The sequence below is a fragment of the Lonsdalea iberica genome, from assembly GCF_002111585.1.
Lineage (GTDB): Bacteria > Pseudomonadota > Gammaproteobacteria > Enterobacterales > Enterobacteriaceae > Lonsdalea > Lonsdalea iberica.
Genome location: NZ_LUTP01000006.1, coordinates 1 through 15,524 on the forward strand (window position 1 = coordinate 1; position 15,524 = coordinate 15,524).

At 58.2% G+C, this 15,524-nt stretch carries 10 protein-coding genes and 2 pseudogenes; 5 read left to right on the top strand and 7 right to left on the bottom strand.

Going from position 1 to position 15,524, the window contains the following annotated elements:
• Positions 1–70: 70 nt before the first annotated feature.
• Positions 71–1,027 (bottom strand): carbon-nitrogen hydrolase family protein, encoded by a 957-nt coding sequence (locus AU511_RS03370; RefSeq protein ID WP_094108769.1) that lies wholly within the window; start codon positions 1,025–1,027, stop codon positions 71–73.
• Positions 1,028–1,178: 151 nt separating this feature from the next.
• Here AU511_RS03370 and AU511_RS17965 point away from each other — a divergent pair, with 151 nt between their 5' ends.
• From AU511_RS17965 to yjiA, 5 genes and pseudogenes are all read left to right on the top strand, one after another.
• Complete coding sequence (locus AU511_RS17965; RefSeq protein ID WP_420843433.1) at positions 1,179–1,355, top strand: helix-turn-helix domain-containing protein; 177 nt, start codon at positions 1,179–1,181, stop codon at positions 1,353–1,355.
• Positions 1,355–1,606, top strand: coding sequence for a type 2 periplasmic-binding domain-containing protein (locus AU511_RS17525; RefSeq protein ID WP_205756409.1), 252 nt, complete (start codon positions 1,355–1,357; stop codon positions 1,604–1,606). The genes AU511_RS17965 and AU511_RS17525 overlap by 1 nt, the downstream gene beginning before the upstream one ends.
• Before the next feature lie 337 nt (positions 1,607–1,943).
• Positions 1,944–4,094 carry a carbon starvation CstA family protein gene (locus tag AU511_RS03380; RefSeq protein ID WP_094108770.1) on the top strand — a complete coding sequence of 717 codons (2,151 nt, stop codon included), beginning with the start codon at positions 1,944–1,946 and terminating at the stop codon, positions 4,092–4,094.
• A gap of 49 nt (positions 4,095–4,143) precedes the next feature.
• Positions 4,144–4,347, top strand: coding sequence for a YbdD/YjiX family protein (locus AU511_RS03385; protein ID WP_094100416.1), 204 nt, complete (start codon positions 4,144–4,146; stop codon positions 4,345–4,347).
• 17 nt (positions 4,348–4,364) lie between these two features.
• Positions 4,365–5,329, top strand: a pseudogene (gene yjiA / locus AU511_RS03390) (GTPase).
• A gap of 37 nt (positions 5,330–5,366) precedes the next feature.
• On the opposite strand, the gene btsR reads toward yjiA, so the two are convergent.
• The 6 genes and pseudogenes from btsR to cmoM all read right to left on the bottom strand — a co-directional run bounded on the left by btsR (position 5,367) and on the right by cmoM (position 15,521).
• Complete coding sequence (gene btsR, locus AU511_RS03395) at positions 5,367–6,086, bottom strand: two-component system response regulator BtsR (protein WP_094100414.1); 720 nt, start codon at positions 6,084–6,086, stop codon at positions 5,367–5,369.
• Entirely contained in the window at positions 6,080–7,768 is a 1,689-nt protein-coding gene (locus AU511_RS03400) for a sensor histidine kinase (RefSeq protein WP_094108771.1), read from the bottom strand. Before AU511_RS03400 ends, btsR begins: the two co-directional genes overlap by 7 nt.
• Positions 7,769–8,278: 510 nt before the next feature.
• Positions 8,279–12,721: a chromosome partition protein MukB gene (gene mukB / locus AU511_RS03405; RefSeq protein ID WP_094108772.1), complete on the bottom strand. Its 4,443-nt coding sequence runs from the start codon at positions 12,719–12,721 to the stop codon at positions 8,279–8,281.
• Positions 12,718–13,437: a chromosome partition protein MukE gene (gene mukE / locus AU511_RS03410; protein ID WP_094100411.1), complete on the bottom strand. Its 720-nt coding sequence runs from the start codon at positions 13,435–13,437 to the stop codon at positions 12,718–12,720. The genes mukB and mukE overlap by 4 nt, the downstream gene beginning before the upstream one ends.
• A complete protein-coding gene (gene mukF / locus AU511_RS03415; RefSeq protein ID WP_094100410.1) occupies positions 13,418–14,740 on the bottom strand; it encodes a chromosome partition protein MukF in 1,323 nt (440 codons plus the stop codon). The genes mukE and mukF overlap by 20 nt, the downstream gene beginning before the upstream one ends.
• Positions 14,737–15,521: pseudogene (gene cmoM / locus AU511_RS03420) on the bottom strand (tRNA uridine 5-oxyacetic acid(34) methyltransferase CmoM). The gene mukF and the pseudogene cmoM overlap by 4 nt, the downstream one beginning before the upstream one ends.
• Positions 15,522–15,524: the final 3 nt, after the last annotated feature.

Genomic DNA, 15,524 nt, shown 5'->3' on the forward strand with positions numbered 1-15,524 from the left:
GCTGAACCGAGATAAAAAGCCTGAATTTATATTCAGGCTTTTCTTCTAACGAAAAACCTCCCACACCGCATTATTTCTTCGGTTCGTTCGTCCCATCCCCCACCGTATTCTTATATCGCACCGCAGCGCGGGGCGTTTCATCGACCGTCAGTGAGAAAACATCCGGGCGAGCATAGTGACCGGTGACGTCCATATCGTAGCGGGCTTTGACCAAGTCATCAGTGTCAATTTCCGCCATTAGCAGCCCCGCTGTCCCCGTGAACGGGCCCGCCAGCACGGTGCCCATCGGGTCGACAATCAGGCTACCGCCGTTGATCAGCGGGCGGTGATCGTCCCAGGCCGTGACGCTGATCCCCAACTCGGCGGGCGACGCCTGAATTTGACAAGCGGTGACCACGAAACAGCGCCCTTCGTGAGCGATGTGCCGCATAGACGCCTGCCAGTTCTCGCGTTCGTCCACGGTCGGCGCGCACCAGATTTCCACGCCTTTACCGTACATGGCCATGCGCAGTGCGGGCATATGGTTTTCCCAACAAATCGCCGCGCCGACTTTACCGGCCTGCGTGTTAACAACGCTCAGCGTCGAACCGTCCCCCTGCCCCCAGATCAATCGCTCAGTGCCGGTCGGCATCAGCTTGCGATGCTTACCGACCAGCCCGCCTTCGGGCGTGAAGAACAGTGCGGTGCAGTAGAGCGTATTGCCGTCACGTTCGATGGCGCCGACCACCAGCGACGCGCCGGTGCGTGCGGAGAGTCCCGCCAGCGCCTCGCACTCTTCGCCGTTAAGATCGATCGCGTTGTGGTAGTAGCGTGCATAAGCCTCGCGCCCTTCCGGCAGACGATAGCCTAAATAGGTACCGAAAATCTCTCCTTTAGGATATCCCCCTAAAAGCGCCTCCGGCATGACGACGAGCGCACAACCGCTGCGCGCAATCTCGTCCTCATACGCCAATATCTCCTGCAAGGTCGCCGCTTTTCCTTCGGGAGAAGACCCTAGTTGCAGTGCCGCCACGACGGATTTCGCCATACTCTGTTCCCCTGTCATCAATGGTGGATTGCCGCCTCGCAGATGAGACGGCATAGGCTTCAGAGTGGCACTACACGAACATGAATAAAAGCCCACTTCGTCGCTCAATACTAGGAATGAAATTACTATCGGAACGCTGGATCTGAATTCACTGAAAACCTTTGAGGCCTTGTATGAAGAAGGCAGCGCCAGCCGCGCGGGCGTCAGACACGGGTTAACTCGGTTCGCCGTGATCGCCGCCTTGAAACAACTTACAACGCTATATCACGACCCGCTGTATATCCGCAACGAACGGGGATCGTCGCCTACGGCGGGTATCGGGGTCTAATGGATGAAAAGCGGACGAAACGCGGGCTGAGCCGCACCGTCGGGGCGTCGACCACCCACTTCGCCGCCATCCCCTGGCTATTAAAAGACAGCGATCTAGTGACGACCATCCCCGCGCTCGCGGCAAGGGCCATCGTAGGAATGGTGCCGACGCTGAGCGGTGAGCCTTGTCCGCCAGCGCTGCGCGATCGGCCAATACAGCAGACAGGCGAAGCACTGACCGACTCGACGACTGTCTTCGACGGAGCCTGAAGAACGATAAATTGATATTGGTAACACTTTTGATATTTTGTCGCAGGATCTGTGACTCCTCCCGCGACCTGCCTCATCATTTTTATCCCTTTTTATGGGATCGCCCTCACACATTCAAGCCAGCAATAACCTCATAAAGACCACTGGCGCGCGCCCATGACCGCTTAGGGGTGCTATCCCACCGCTCACGCAATTATCCCACCGACCGGCCGCAAAGTTCGCCACGATAGCCGTCAGCATCAACACTGGCTTTCTCTCTAACTCCTAAAACCCATACAGCCTTATTAAAGCAGCCCGTTTCGCTGTTTTACTGGTTCGTCTGACAAGCAGGTTTTGTATGAAAAATAATACGTTCCTCAAACATATTCCCTGGGTCGTCATCGGTATCATCGGCGCGTTTTGCCTTGCAGTCGTCGCCCTGCGTCGGGGCGAAAACGTCAGCGCGCTGTGGATTGTCGTCGCGTCTGTCTCCGTCTATTTGGTGGCGTATCGCTATTACAGCCTATACATCGCCCAGAAAGTCATGAGATTGGACCCGTCGCGCGCGACGCCCGCCGTCATCAACAATGACGGTCTCAACTACGTGCCGACCAACCGCTACGTGCTGTTCGGACATCACTTCGCGGCTATCGCGGGCGCCGGACCGTTAGTGGGACCGGTTCTGGCGGCGCAGATGGGCTACCTTCCCGGTACCCTATGGCTGCTGGCTGGCGTCGTGCTAGCCGGCGCCGTACAAGATTTTATGGTGCTGTTTATCTCCTCTCGCCGTAACGGCGCGTCGCTGGGTGAGATGATAAAGGAAGAGATGGGACGCGTACCGGGCACCATCGCCCTGTTCGGCTGTTTCCTGATCATGATTATCATTCTGGCGGTGCTGGCGCTGATCGTGGTGAAAGCGCTGGCGGAAAGTCCGTGGGGGGTGTTCACCGTATGCTCGACGGTGCCGATCGCGTTGTTCATGGGTATCTACATGCGCTTCCTGCGTCCGGGCCGAGTGGGCGAGGTTTCCGTCATCGGTATCGTACTGCTGGTCGCCTCCATCTGGTTCGGCGGCATCATTGCGCACGATCCGTTCTGGGGACCGGCGCTGACCTTCAAAGACACCACCATCACCTTCACGCTGATTGGCTATGCGTTCGTCTCCGCACTCCTGCCGGTATGGCTGATTCTGGCACCGCGCGACTATCTGGCGACGTTCCTGAAGATTGGGGTCATCGTCGGTTTGGCGGTCGGTATCGTGATCCTGAACCCGGACCTGAAAATGCCCGCCATCACCCAATACGTGGACGGCACCGGCCCGCTGTGGAAAGGCGCGTTGTTCCCCTTCTTGTTCATCACTATCGCCTGCGGCGCGGTCTCCGGCTTCCATGCCCTGATTGCCTCCGGCACCACGCCGAAGCTACTGGCCTGCGAAACGGATGCGCGGTTCATCGGCTACGGCGCCATGCTGATGGAGTCCTTCGTCGCCATCATGGCGCTGGTGGCCGCGTCCATCATTGAGCCGGGCCTTTACTTCGCGATGAACACCCCGCCGTCGGGTCTTGGCATCGTCATGCCGAACCTGCACCAATTGGGGACGGAAAACGCGCCGCTGGTCTTGTCGCAGTTGCAAGAGGTCACCACGCAGGCGGCCGCGACCGTCAGCAGCTGGGGGTTCGTGATCTCGCCGGAACAGATTCTGCAGACCGCCAAAGACATCGGCGAACCCTCCGTTCTGAACCGCGCAGGCGGCGCACCGACGCTGGCGGTCGGGATCGCGCTGGTGTTCCATCAGATCATCCCCGCCGCAGATATGGGCTTCTGGTATCACTTCGGCATTTTGTTTGAAGCGCTGTTTATTCTGACCGCGTTGGATGCCGGCACGCGTTCCGGCCGCTTCATGCTGCAAGACCTGCTGGGCAACTTCATCCCCTTCCTGAAGAAAACCAACTCGCTGCCCGCCGGTATCGTCGGTACGGCCGGTTGTGTGGGGCTGTGGGGCTATCTGCTCTACCAGGGCGTAGTGGATCCGCTGGGCGGAGTGAAGAGCCTATGGCCGCTGTTCGGCATTTCCAACCAGATGCTGGCGGCCGTTGCGCTGGTGCTGGCCGCCGTCGTCTTGGTGAAAATGAAGCGCACGCAATATCTCTGGGTGCCGCTGGTGCCCGCCACCTGGCTGCTGATATGCACCACCTGGGCGCTAGGTATGAAACTGTTCAGCACCAACCCGCAGATGGAAGGTTTCCTGTTCATGGCGCGGGAGTATAAGGCACGGATTCTGGCGGGCGGCGAACTGACCGCGCAGGAGGTCGCAAATATGAATCACATCGTGATCAACAACTACACCAACGCCGGCCTGAGCATTCTCTTCCTGGTGGTGGTGTACAGTATTATCTTCTACGGTATTCGCACCTGGCTGAATGCGAGAAAAACGGATCAGCGGACGGACAAGGAAACGCCGTACGTTCCCGTCCCAGAAGGCGGCGTCAAAACCTCGTCGGGACATTGATGATCAGCACAGCCCCGCTTTGGCGGGGCTGTACCCTGAGGAAAATACGATGTTTGATCAATTGGGCAAGGCGTCAAAGTATCTCGGACAGGCTGCCCGTATGCTGATTGGGATCCCTGACTATGAAACCTATGTCGCGCATATGCAGACCAACCATCCTGACAGCCCGGTCATGACCTACGAAGAATTTTTCCGAGAGCGTCAACAGGCGCGCTACGGCGGCGACGGTAAAGGCGGCATGCGCTGCTGCTGACCCAAAGGAGAATCATGATGACGACCCCCATTCCCGTTACGGTATTAACCGGTTTCCTGGGCGCGGGCAAAACCACCCTGCTGCGCCATATCCTTAATGCCCCCCACGGCTTGAGCATCGCCGTCATTGAAAACGAGTTTGGTGATGTCGCCTTCGATGACCAGCTTATCGGCGACCGCGCTACGCAAATCAAAACGCTGAGCAACGGCTGCATTTGCTGTACGCGTTCCAACGAACTGGAAGATGCGCTGCTCGATCTGCTCGACGGTCGGGACAAAGGCGACATTGCCTTCGACAGGCTGATGATCGAGTGCACCGGCATGGCCGACCCAGGCCCGATCATTCACACTTTTTTCTCGCATGAAATACTGTGTGAGCGCTATTTGCTGGACGGCGTCATCACGCTGGTGGACGCGGTGCACGCCGATGACCAGCTGGATCGCTTCCCGCTGGCGCAATCGCAGGTCGGCTATGCCGACCGACTGCTGTTGACCAAAACCGACCTGTCGGGCGACCACTCGGCGCTGACCGAGCGCTTGGCAGAATCAACGCCCGCGCGCCGATCTACCCGGTCACGCAGGGTGATATTGATCTGTCGCACCTGTTCAACACCCGCGGCTTCCTGCTCGACGAACGCGTGGTCGCCGTCAAGCCGATTTACCATTTCGCCCCCGGCAAGCCGGATGATATCGCCTCCATCGTCGTGACGCTCGACTACCCGGTCGCGCTGGATGCCGTATCTAACGTCATGGAGGGTTTGCTGGTTGGCTTTACCGATAACCTACTGCGCTACAAAGGCATGCTGTGGATTGAGGATCAGCCTCGCTGTCTGCTATTTCAGGGCGTACAACGCTTGTACAACGCCGATTGGGATCGCGAATGGCTGCCCGAGGAGAAGCGGCGAAGCACGCTGATTTTTATCGGCGTGCAACTGCCAGAACAGAATATCCGCCAGGCCTTCGAAGCCCTGAGACCGCAATAAGCCGCATCACGGGCACCGTTGCGCGGCATTTTTCGACTCACAGCCCCAGCGTTTCCTTCAGGTTTTTGAGATAGCGGCGGCTGACCGGCACGGTTTGACCATCACGCAGCAGCAGCTCCGCCTGGCCGTTGTCCTCCAGACGGATTTCACTCAAGTGGGCCATATTGACCAGATATTGCCGGTGACAGCGCAGCAGCGGCGTGCGGTTTTCCAGCGTCCGCAGCGTTAGGTCAGTGAACCCTTCCCGGCCGCCGTGGCTGGCGACAAAAACACCACTCATGCGACTGCTGACGTAGGCCACGTCCTCCATCTGCAGTAGATAGATACGACCGCGACCGTTGCAGGGAATGAATTTGAGCGGCGGCTGTTGGTCGGATAGCACGGAAATATCCTGCTCCTGTCGTTCCTGTCGCAAACGCGTCAGCGTTTTCTGTAACCGCGGGGATTCGATAGGTTTGAGCAGGTAATCAAACGCATGCTCTTCGAATGCCTTGACCGCGTATTCATCGAATGCGGTCAGGAATACCGTGTATGGCCGGAATTGATCGTCGAGCATTCCCACCATCTCCAGACCGCTGATGCGCGGCATTTGAATGTCGAGGAACATGACGTCGGGCCTTAGAGCATGAACGGCGCCGAGGGCTTCCACCGCGTTGGCGCACTCGCCGACAATCTCAATATCGCTCTCCTTTTGCAGTAGCACACGCAGGTTTTCCCTCGCCAGCGGTTCATCGTCGACAATCAACACTTTCAACATAGACGCTCCTCCAAAGGCAGCCGCAGGATGATGCGGGTAAACCAATCCGGTTCACAGGTGACGGTCAGACCATAACTGTCGCCAAAGCGCGCTCGCAGGCGCTTATCCACCAAACTCATCCCCAGTCCGGTACTGCTCTGGCTGGACTGATAAAGACCGGCATTATCTTCTATCGCCAAAATCAGATATCCCCCCTCCTGGCTGGCTTGGATCGTGATTTGTCCCACGCCCAGCAGCTGCGAGGTGCCGTGCTTGATGGCATTTTCCACAATGGGCTGCAACGTAAACGCGGGCAGCTTTTGCATCGACAGTTCATCCGGGACGTTCAACTGGACGTTCAGCCGCGACTGAAATCGCGCCTTTTCAATTTGCAGGTAGGCGTTAACGTGATCCAGCTCGTCGGCCAGCGTGACGATCTCCGTCGAGCGCTTGAGATTTTTGCGAAAGAAGGTCGACAGATACTGCACTAGCTGACCGGCTTTGTCGCTGTCGTGGCGGATGACGGCCATCAGGGTATTGAGCGCGTTAAACAGAAAATGCGGATTCACCTGCGCATGCAGCAGTTTGATCTCTGACTGGGCCAGCAGCACCTTCTGATCTTCATATTTGCCGGCGAGGATTTGCGCCGACAGCAACTGCGCGATCCCCTCGCCTAACGTCCGATTGATGGAGCTGAACAGACGATGTTTGGCTTCATAGAGCTTAATCGTCCCGATGACGCACTGGTTCTCGCCGCGCAATGGGATCACCAGCGTTGAGCCTAGTTTGCACTGCGGATGGAGCGAGCAGCGGTACGGCGTTTCGTTGCCATCCGCGTACACGACCTCGCCGGTTTCCAGCGCACGCCAGGTATAGTCGGAGGAGATGGGCTTGCCCGGCAAATGGTGGTCGTCGCCGATGCCGGTAAACGCCAGCAGCTTCTCCCGGTCAGTGATCGCCACCGCGCCGATATCCAGCTCCTGGAACAGCACCTGCGCTACCTTGGTGCTGTTCTCTTCGTTGAAGCCCTGCCGCAATATTCCCTCGGTCGAGGCCGCCACCCGCAGCGCCGTGGCGGAAAATGCCGAGGTGTATTTTTCAAACATCGCACGCTTATCCAGCAGGATACGCATAAACATCGCCGCGCCGACAGTGTTGGTCACCATCATAGGCGCGGCGATGTTTTGAACCAGCTGCAACGCTTCCTGAAACGGGCGGGCTAGCAGCAGGATGATCGCCATCTGCGTCAGCTCGGCGACCAGCGTTATCGCCCCCGCGGTGAATGGGCTAAACAGGCTGTCGCTGCGCCCTCGCCGAATCAACACAGTGTGCACCAGTCCGCCCAACAGCCCTTCGGTAATGGTGGAAATCATGCAGCTGAACGCAGTCATCCCCCCCATGGCGTAACGATGCAGGCCGCCGGTCAGGCCAACCAGTCCGCCGACCACCGGCCCGCCCAGTAATCCGCCCATAACGGCGCCGATAGCGCGCGTGTTGGCGATCGAATCGTCAATATGCAGACCCAGATAGGTTCCCATAATGCAGAACATCGAGAAGGTGACGTAACAGAGCAGCTTGTGCGGCAACCGCACCGTGATTTGGATCAGGGGAATAAACAGACGCGTTTTACTCATCAACCAGGCGATGACTAAAAACACACACATTTGCTGCAACAGCAGTAACACCAAATTAAATGCGTACATACCCGGAGGCCGCCAGTTTTTTGTGCAGTGACCTTAGCCTGTTTCATGTAGGCTTTCTTTGAATCGTGGCATATAACTGACAAAAAGTGGTCAAAAAAACCGGCGAGAACCTCATCCCTCCCGTGGAGCGCGACGAAGCGTGATGCCTGACGAAATCAGGATGCGCGATTTCCTGTTTTCGCTCTGCAGCCGTGCCCCCTTAGCGGATTGATGAGCAAAAATAAGTGACGTTGTCACCACGCCGATTTTGGCAGGCAGTTATCGGCGTCAGCCGTGGATGTGAGGACGATAAAGATAAGCCCGCAATGATCACAGAAGTGGGAAGTGGGAAGTGGGAAGTGGGAAGTGGGAAGTGGGAAGTGGGAAGTGGGAAGTGGGAAGTGGGAAGTGGGAAGGCATAGATAGCGTGTCACACTGAAGAGGGATCGACCCGCATCAAGACGAATAATCAGAAAGAGAACAACAGGCGATCGCCGCCGCAGCGGAGATCGCCTTTAAGCAGACGCCGCGCTAGGTCGTCGGTGCCGCCACACTCTCTTCGGTCTCGCTGGCGAAGCCGCGCAGTCCCACCACATGCACATGCTCGTGGTTTTGGTAGACCTTACGGACCAGCTTATAGGTAGTGCCTTTCTCTGGGCTGATGTTCTCCGGCGCTGCGATGATCAGCTGCATTTCCAGCCGTTCACACAGCTCGAATAGCGTGGCGATGGACTTGGCATCCAGACGCGCCGCTTCATCGAGGAACAGCAGACGACAAGGCGAGATATCTTTCCCACGCAGCCGTTTAGACTCTTCTTCCCAGCTCTGCACCACCATGACCAGAATGGACATCCCGGTACCAATGGCCTCCCCGGTCGACAGCGCCCCGCTCTCCGCACGCAGCCAGCCGTCGGTGCCACGATTGACTTCCACTTCCATTTCCAGGTAGTTGCGGTAATCCAGCAGCTCCTCGCCGATGGTTTGCGGCGCGCGCTGGCCCAAATCGATTTCCGGATTCAGACGCTGATAGAGTTTTGCCAATGCTTCCGAGAAGGTCAGACGGTTGCTGCTAAACAGATCCTGATGCATCTCCTGCTGTTCGGACAACACGTTCAGGAGCGTGGTATGCGTTTCACGCACGTTCACGTTCAAACGGACGCTGTTGACCTGACCGAACGCCACCGCCTGCAGCCCCTGGTTCAGCATGCGAATACGATTCTGCTCGCGCTGAATGGTTTTGCGAATGATGTTGGCTACGCTGCGGGAGCTGATCGCCAGCGTTTTCTCGCGCGACGTCAGCTCTTCCGTCAGACGGTTCAGCTCGATCTCCATCTGTTCGATGGCTTCCACCGGGTCATCGGTACGGATAATGTCCTGACGGATGCGCTCGCGCAGGTGCTGATAGACCGCGATGTAGAACTGGATTTTGCGTTCCGGCCGTTTGGGATCTTCGGACAGACGCAACACATCGCGCAGATGTTCGTTGTCCGCCACCGCCTGACGCAGCGCGCCCAGCGCCTTATCCGACATAGAACGCAGCTCGTCACCGCTCATGTAAGCCAGTTCTCGGCGATGCAGCCGACGCTCCATGCCGTTGTCGCGCACCAGGCGCATGACGGAGCACCAGCCCGACTTGGCGGTCACCACCTGTTCACGCATCACATGGTAGTCGCGCTCCAGCTTGCGCAGTTTCTTCTGCAAGGCATCCATTTCGGCTTCGCAGAAGGTCAGCTGTTTTTCCAACTGGTTACGACGAGCACGGTTGTTGCTCAACGCTGCATGCAGTTCGTCGCGACGCTGACGGGCGCGGGCTTCGGACTCTGCATCCGCACGCACCCCGATCTCCGTCAGTTCCTGGGTCAACTCTTTCAGCATGTCGCGCTTGGCGTCATAGGCGCTTTTCAGCGACGCCTGTAGCTGGCTGTACTGCGTCAACTGAGCCTGATGCTGGCGCAGTTGTTCACGCGCGCGGGTGCGCTCGGTTTCGGCCTGCTCCAGCCGCTGACGCAGCTTGTCGTTGAGGTCGGCGTCGGCATTCAGCATGCTCGCGGAATCGGTATAGCTAAAGTGCGCGCGGCGCTGCACCACTTCGGTCAACGCGAAGGCTTGCTGCTTGGCGAGACGCTGCGCGCTCTGCGCCTGCGTATAATCCGCCTGCAACTGTTCATGCTGCTGCGGGTCGTTCTGCAAGACGCTGACCAGCGGCTCCAGCTGCGCCAATGTCGCGCCGTGTTGCTGAATGAAACGCGCGGCATCCTCCGCCTCGTCAAGCTCCTCGCGGATCTCATCCACGCGATCGGCCAACGCGTCGTCACACAACAGGCTAATACGCGGGATCAGGCGGTTCAGCAACGTCGTGTTCTCTTTCGCCTGCTCATACTGCTGACGCTGCTGCTGATTTTCATTGTCGAAATTGCTGATGGCCCGCTCTAACTCGCCGCGACGGCTGTTGAGCTGGCGAATGTCCTCTTCCGGATCGTCATCGAACGCCACGGCCAGATGCGCGCCGATAAAGCGGCTGAACGCCTGATGCAGGCGCTGTGTTTTTTGAACGTCGAACGACAGCGTGGCGTACTGCTCTGACAGGACGTCGCGTTCGCTGCGCAGACTTTCCAGACGCTGTTCGCGCGCGGCGCGGCCAAACAAGGGCACGGACGGGAAGCGCGAGTAACGCCACTGACGGTCGGCGATCTTCACAACGACCGCTTTTTCCAGCTCTTCCACTTCGAACACGCTGTCATCGAACGACTGCGGATCGCCCTCGATCAGGTAGAGATCTTCCGGACAATCTTCCAAACCGGAAAGCTGTTCGCGCACCAGCGAGAGATCCGCCACGACAATCGCGTGACGCGACGGGCCATACAGCGCGGAGAAGTACGGTGCGTCGTCCAGCGTGACATCGTCGTAGATCTCCGACAACAATACCCCGCCAAAACGCTCCGCCAGCGCGTTCAGGCGCTGATCTTCCGAACCGCCCGGCTGACTGAGCCGTTCGATCTGCGCTTCGACTTCACGCTTGCGGGCCGCCACTTCATCGCGTTCGACGGTGGTTTCGCGCTCGCGCTCCAGCAGCTGCTGCATGCATTCCGTGACCTGACGACTGTCCTCGAAGTTTTCCCCGCTCTGTTCGCTGAGCTGGGACAGCGTTTCCTGCGCCGCCAGCCATACCGGCGCGCGGGCCGTCAGTTGCTGGATACGCTGCTGGATCTGATCCAGCTCCTGACGCAACGCCATACGGCGTTCGCCGGCTTCCGCCACCAGTCCGGCCAATTCTTCGATCTGCGCGTCAATCGCCTGCTGCACGCCCTCAAGTTCTTCCGGCTGATACTCCTGACCGTTGCGCTTGGCAAAGTCCTGCAGCAGACGTTCAGCATCCTGCTGTTCCCGCAGACGCTGTTCCAGTTCGGACAAGCGCATACGCAGAGGCTGCACGCGTTCTGCCTGATAACGCTGGGAGGAGCTGTCGCGCAAGAGTTCTTTCGCGACCTGCCAGGCCTCGCTGCGGCTGACCACGCCTGCCACGCGGGTCACCAACTGATAGGCCTGTTCGTATTGGCTGTGCGCCGCGTCCGCCACGCTCAATTTCTGCTCCAGCATCAGCAGCAGTTCGGTGGCTTCCTGCTCGCGGGCGTGGAACGTGTCCAGCCAGTCATCGGCGTTTTCCGGCGTGAGATCCGGCTGCTGACAGAGCGCGCGGGCGCGCTCCAGCGCCTGCTGCGCCTGTTGATACTGAATGGCGCGCGTTTGCTGCGCATCCAGCGCCTGCTGGTAGTCCGCCAGCTGACTTTTCAGCTCATCAACTTCCTGCTCCGCCGCGTCGGCGCGCTCCTGATTTTCTTCTTGCTGATCGTGCGCTTCCGCCACGATTTCGTTCTGTTCTTCAAGCTTGTCACTCAGCTCTTCCAGATCGCCGCTGTAGCGCTCAATTTTTTCCTGCTGACGCATTGCCGTCTGCACCAGACTCAAATGGTCGCTGGCAGACTGATAGTCAGTTTCGAGATCGCTTTCTGCGCCGCTGTGCTCTTGGAGCTCGCGCGACATTTCCACGTGGCGGTACTGCTCGGTCGACAGCTGCTTGCGGCTGCCGAATAGGTCACGGCGCAGCGTCAGCGCACCGTCCAGATGAATGCGTCGATCATTGGCGTGCCGCATGTAGTCTGCCGCCACATAGGAGGTGGCTTCAGAAATCAGGTGCTTGAACAGATCGCGGTCAGACTGGGTGACGCGAATCGCTTCAAGCGTCATGCGGTTTTCACGCAGCGCGGCTTCCATATCCTGAAACGCCTTGCGGACGCCGCTATTTTCCGGCAGCAGATAGTCGCGAAGCGAGCGGGTGATGGCACTGGAAATTCCGCCATACAGCGACGCTTCGATCAGACGATAGAATTTGCTGCGGTCGGACGCAGAGCGCAGCCGCCGCGGCACAATTCCCAAATCGAACATCAGCGAGTGGTAGTCGGTGATAGAGTTGAACTGCTTGAACTGGACCCCGTCGATCTCTTCGAGACGCTCTTTCAGCTCCGGCAACGTCAGCACGCGCGCCTGACGCTCGCCTACCGTCTGGGTCAGAATTTCTGTCGGCGCGACGGTGGTCGGCAGCCCCTGAATGGTGAAGGGCTTGATATCCACCTTGCGGTCGCGGCCGGCGACCTGCTGCAAGCGTACGCCCACCAGCACGCGCTGGTGACGAGAGTTCACCACATCAAGAATGGAATAGCACACCCCGGCGCGCAGCTTGCCATGCAAGCCTTTATCGCGAGAGCCGGAGGTCGCCCCTGCCTCGGTGGTATTACGAAAGTGCAGCAGGGTCAGGTCGGGGATCAGCGCGGTGACGAAGGCCGCCATCGTGGTGGACTTCCCGGCGCCGTTACCGCCCGACAGCGTGGTGACCAGTTCATCCAGGTCGAAAGTACGGGCGAAGAAACCGTTCCAGTTAACCAGCGTCAGTGAGCGAAATTTACCGCGTTCAATCATTCCTGTTCATCCTCAACACTCGGGTTATCGCCGCTTGACTCTCCGTCGTCACTGTCATCCAGCGACAGGCTGCTTTCCAGCGGCATGGCTTCGCCATCGCGGATCATGCGCAGCTGCGCCTCACGCGGGTCGTCGCCGCTGCGCACGTCGGCGCCGAAGCGGAACACCGCCTCGGTAATGCGGAATTTGCTGTTGTCGCTGCCCATGAAGTAGATCATGCCCAGTCGACGCAGACGGTTCAGCGAGGTGCGTACTTTTTCCTGCAGTTTCTGACGGTCCAGATCCGAACCGGTGGAACGCTGATTGACCAGCTTCAGCAGTTTGTTTTCATCCGCCAGGCTCATCAGCTCGTCGTAGAGGTCCTGCTGGCTGAAAATGCCCTCATGCGCGAGACGTTCAGGGCTGAGATAGAGATAACAGAGGATTTTTCCCACCATCATATCCAGCTCCGACAGGACGGAGCGCGGGATCAGCGTCGTCGAACGCGGACGCAGGTAGAAAAAGCCCTCCGGCGCGCGAATCAGTTCTACGTTGTAGCGGCTGTAGAAAAACTCCAGCTCCTCCTGAAAATCCATCAGCAGGGCGTGGTTATCCAGCTCTTCAACGCCGATATGGCGCCCAGCGCGCAGTTGGCTGTCTAACGCCGGAAACTGCGCGTTGGACAGCGCGGCCATGAGTTTGGCCGTAATAATCGGTTCAATATTTGTCGATGACATGGGCCTGTACCTTGGCTCCGTAATCATTGATTGCCTGCCATTGCGCAGGCAATCCGGTAAAATCGGCTTCGGCTACGCCCAGACGCACGGCCTGGTCGACCACAATTCTGGCAACGTCAAATTGCCGGGAGCGAGGATATTGCGCCAGATAGTCGCGCATCACCTCACTCAGAGACAGCGGAATGCGCTGCTGCTTGTATTTTTCCAACGCTTGCTCCACCAAAGCGGCAACCTGCTCACGCATCTCGCTGAACTCTTCATATTCCAGCTCCGGCGGCAGTTCCCCGGTGACTTCATCGCTACGCAGCGCCAGCTCTTCGTCACGCATATCCAACAGCCTGTCGGCGTTGGCGTGTGTCAATGCCCACGGCTGGTCGAAATAGGTCTGCACCGACTGGCGCAACCGCTGCGAGAAAACGCGGTTTTTATCCATATCGATGGCGGTACGAATAAATTTATGGACGTGTCGGTCATAGCCGATCCAGAGGTCGATGGTCTGCTGTCCCCAACTAATGATGCGGTCCAGCTTGCCTTGCAGGTCGAAGACCAGGTTATCGACGAATCCCAGCGTGTCGTTGCCGAGCGTCGCGTCCTGAATGCGCAACAGATTGGCTTGGAGCTTGTCGCCCGCGGCTTCCAGCGTATCCTGCAGCTCGCGCAGAGTGTCGGAGGTTTCGGTCAGCAACTGTTCACAGTTGCTGATGGCCGCGCGCCAATCCTGCGTCAGCAGCCCGGCGATATTCTCTTTCACCCCTTGCTGCTGTTCATCCATGATGCGCTGAGTCAGATCGATGCTGTCGAAGATTTCCGCCACCGAATACTTCAGCGGCGCGAAGACATTGCGGTGCCAGTGAAATTCGTCTCCGCCCTCTTCCGCCGCTTCTGCGGCCCGGCCCAGTTCCTGGGCGACGATGGAGAGCTGCATGGAGAGACGTAGCGCGGAAAACTCGCGCTGACGAATATAGTAGTCCGTGATTCCGATGCCGAGCGGCGTCAGTCGGTAGATGGCATTGCCGTCGGCCAGCTCGCTGGTGAACCGGTTCAATAGGCGCTGTCGCACCAGATCGTTGATCGCGTTGTTGGCGCGTTGAGCAATAGTTTCGTGGGTTTGTTCAAATCCCTGGCTAACGTGACGGAACGCGTCCACCAGTTCGCCCTCACTCATCTCGCCGTCCATGCGTTCGCCGTTGAGCGTGGCAATCGACAGCAAAAACGCCAGCCTTTCCGTCGGCAGCGAAATCGAAAAGTCGTTTTTTCTAGCCCAGGCGACCAGTTCGGGTACGGTCTGGGAAAAATCACTCATAATGCATCCTTTAAAAGGGGCTTATGCGCCATAACGTGGATGTAACGCCCCAGGCTGACAAAAGGCTCCTGCCGGCAATAGCGCTGCTCGAGCGCCAGCAGAGTGTCAAATTCGTCAATCTGTTTTTGCTTGTCCCGCAAATAATCGTGAAATACCCGGATCCCGGTTTTGCCGCTGATCGTCAGGCCTAGTGCGGACAGCCACAGGTAGACCTCTTCCGGATTCAGCGGATGGTCAGGGGACAAAGAACGCCGCTTGCGTTTCGGCATGCGACGTCGACATAACCAAAGTTTCCCAGCACCATGTTGCGCATCAAAAAGGCATGATGGTTATAAAACATCAGCGATAACGCGCCACCCGGCGCCAGACAGTCCGTCAGCGCGCTTAATACCGGCTGGGGTTCAGCCACCCACTCCAACACCGCGTGAAACAATACCAGATCGGCGGGCCGATCCATATATAGGGCGATATCCTGTGCTGCGCAATGTACGACACGCAGACGATCCGTGAGACCTTGGGCCTCGGCGGCAGCCTGCGCCCGCCGAATCATCTCATCGGACACATCGCACAACAAGACCTGGTGTCCTAAAGCAGCCAAGCGGCAGGCCATATGACCTTCACCGCCGCCGGCATCCACAATGACCAAGGGTCGTTGCGGAAGACGGGCCAGCAAGGTTTCCAGATCCTGCCACAGCACGGCCTGACGCAATTTCCCTTTGGTGGTGCCGTAGATATTGCGGGCAAATTTTTCAGCGATATCGTTAAAGTTACGATCCTGCATTCC

Bases quoted from the DNA above. Each gene is read 5' to 3' on its own strand.
- AU511_RS03370 (WP_094108769.1), bottom strand. From the start codon at position 1,027: ATGGCGAAATCCGTCGTGGCGGCACTGCAACTAGGGTCTTCTCCCGAA.
- AU511_RS17525 (WP_205756409.1), top strand. From the start codon at position 1,355: ATGGATGAAAAGCGGACGAAACGCGGGCTGAGCCGCACCGTCGGGGCG.
- AU511_RS03380 (WP_094108770.1), top strand. From the start codon at position 1,944: ATGAAAAATAATACGTTCCTCAAACATATTCCCTGGGTCGTCATCGGT.
- AU511_RS03385 (WP_094100416.1), top strand. From the start codon at position 4,144: ATGTTTGATCAATTGGGCAAGGCGTCAAAGTATCTCGGACAGGCTGCC.
- btsR (WP_094100414.1), bottom strand. From the start codon at position 6,086: ATGTTGAAAGTGTTGATTGTCGACGATGAACCGCTGGCGAGGGAAAAC.
- AU511_RS03400 (WP_094108771.1), bottom strand. From the start codon at position 7,768: ATGTACGCATTTAATTTGGTGTTACTGCTGTTGCAGCAAATGTGTGTG.
- mukB (WP_094108772.1), bottom strand. From the start codon at position 12,721: ATGATTGAACGCGGTAAATTTCGCTCACTGACGCTGGTTAACTGGAAC.
- mukE (WP_094100411.1), bottom strand. From the start codon at position 13,437: ATGTCATCGACAAATATTGAACCGATTATTACGGCCAAACTCATGGCC.
- mukF (WP_094100410.1), bottom strand. From the start codon at position 14,740: ATGAGTGATTTTTCCCAGACCGTACCCGAACTGGTCGCCTGGGCTAGA.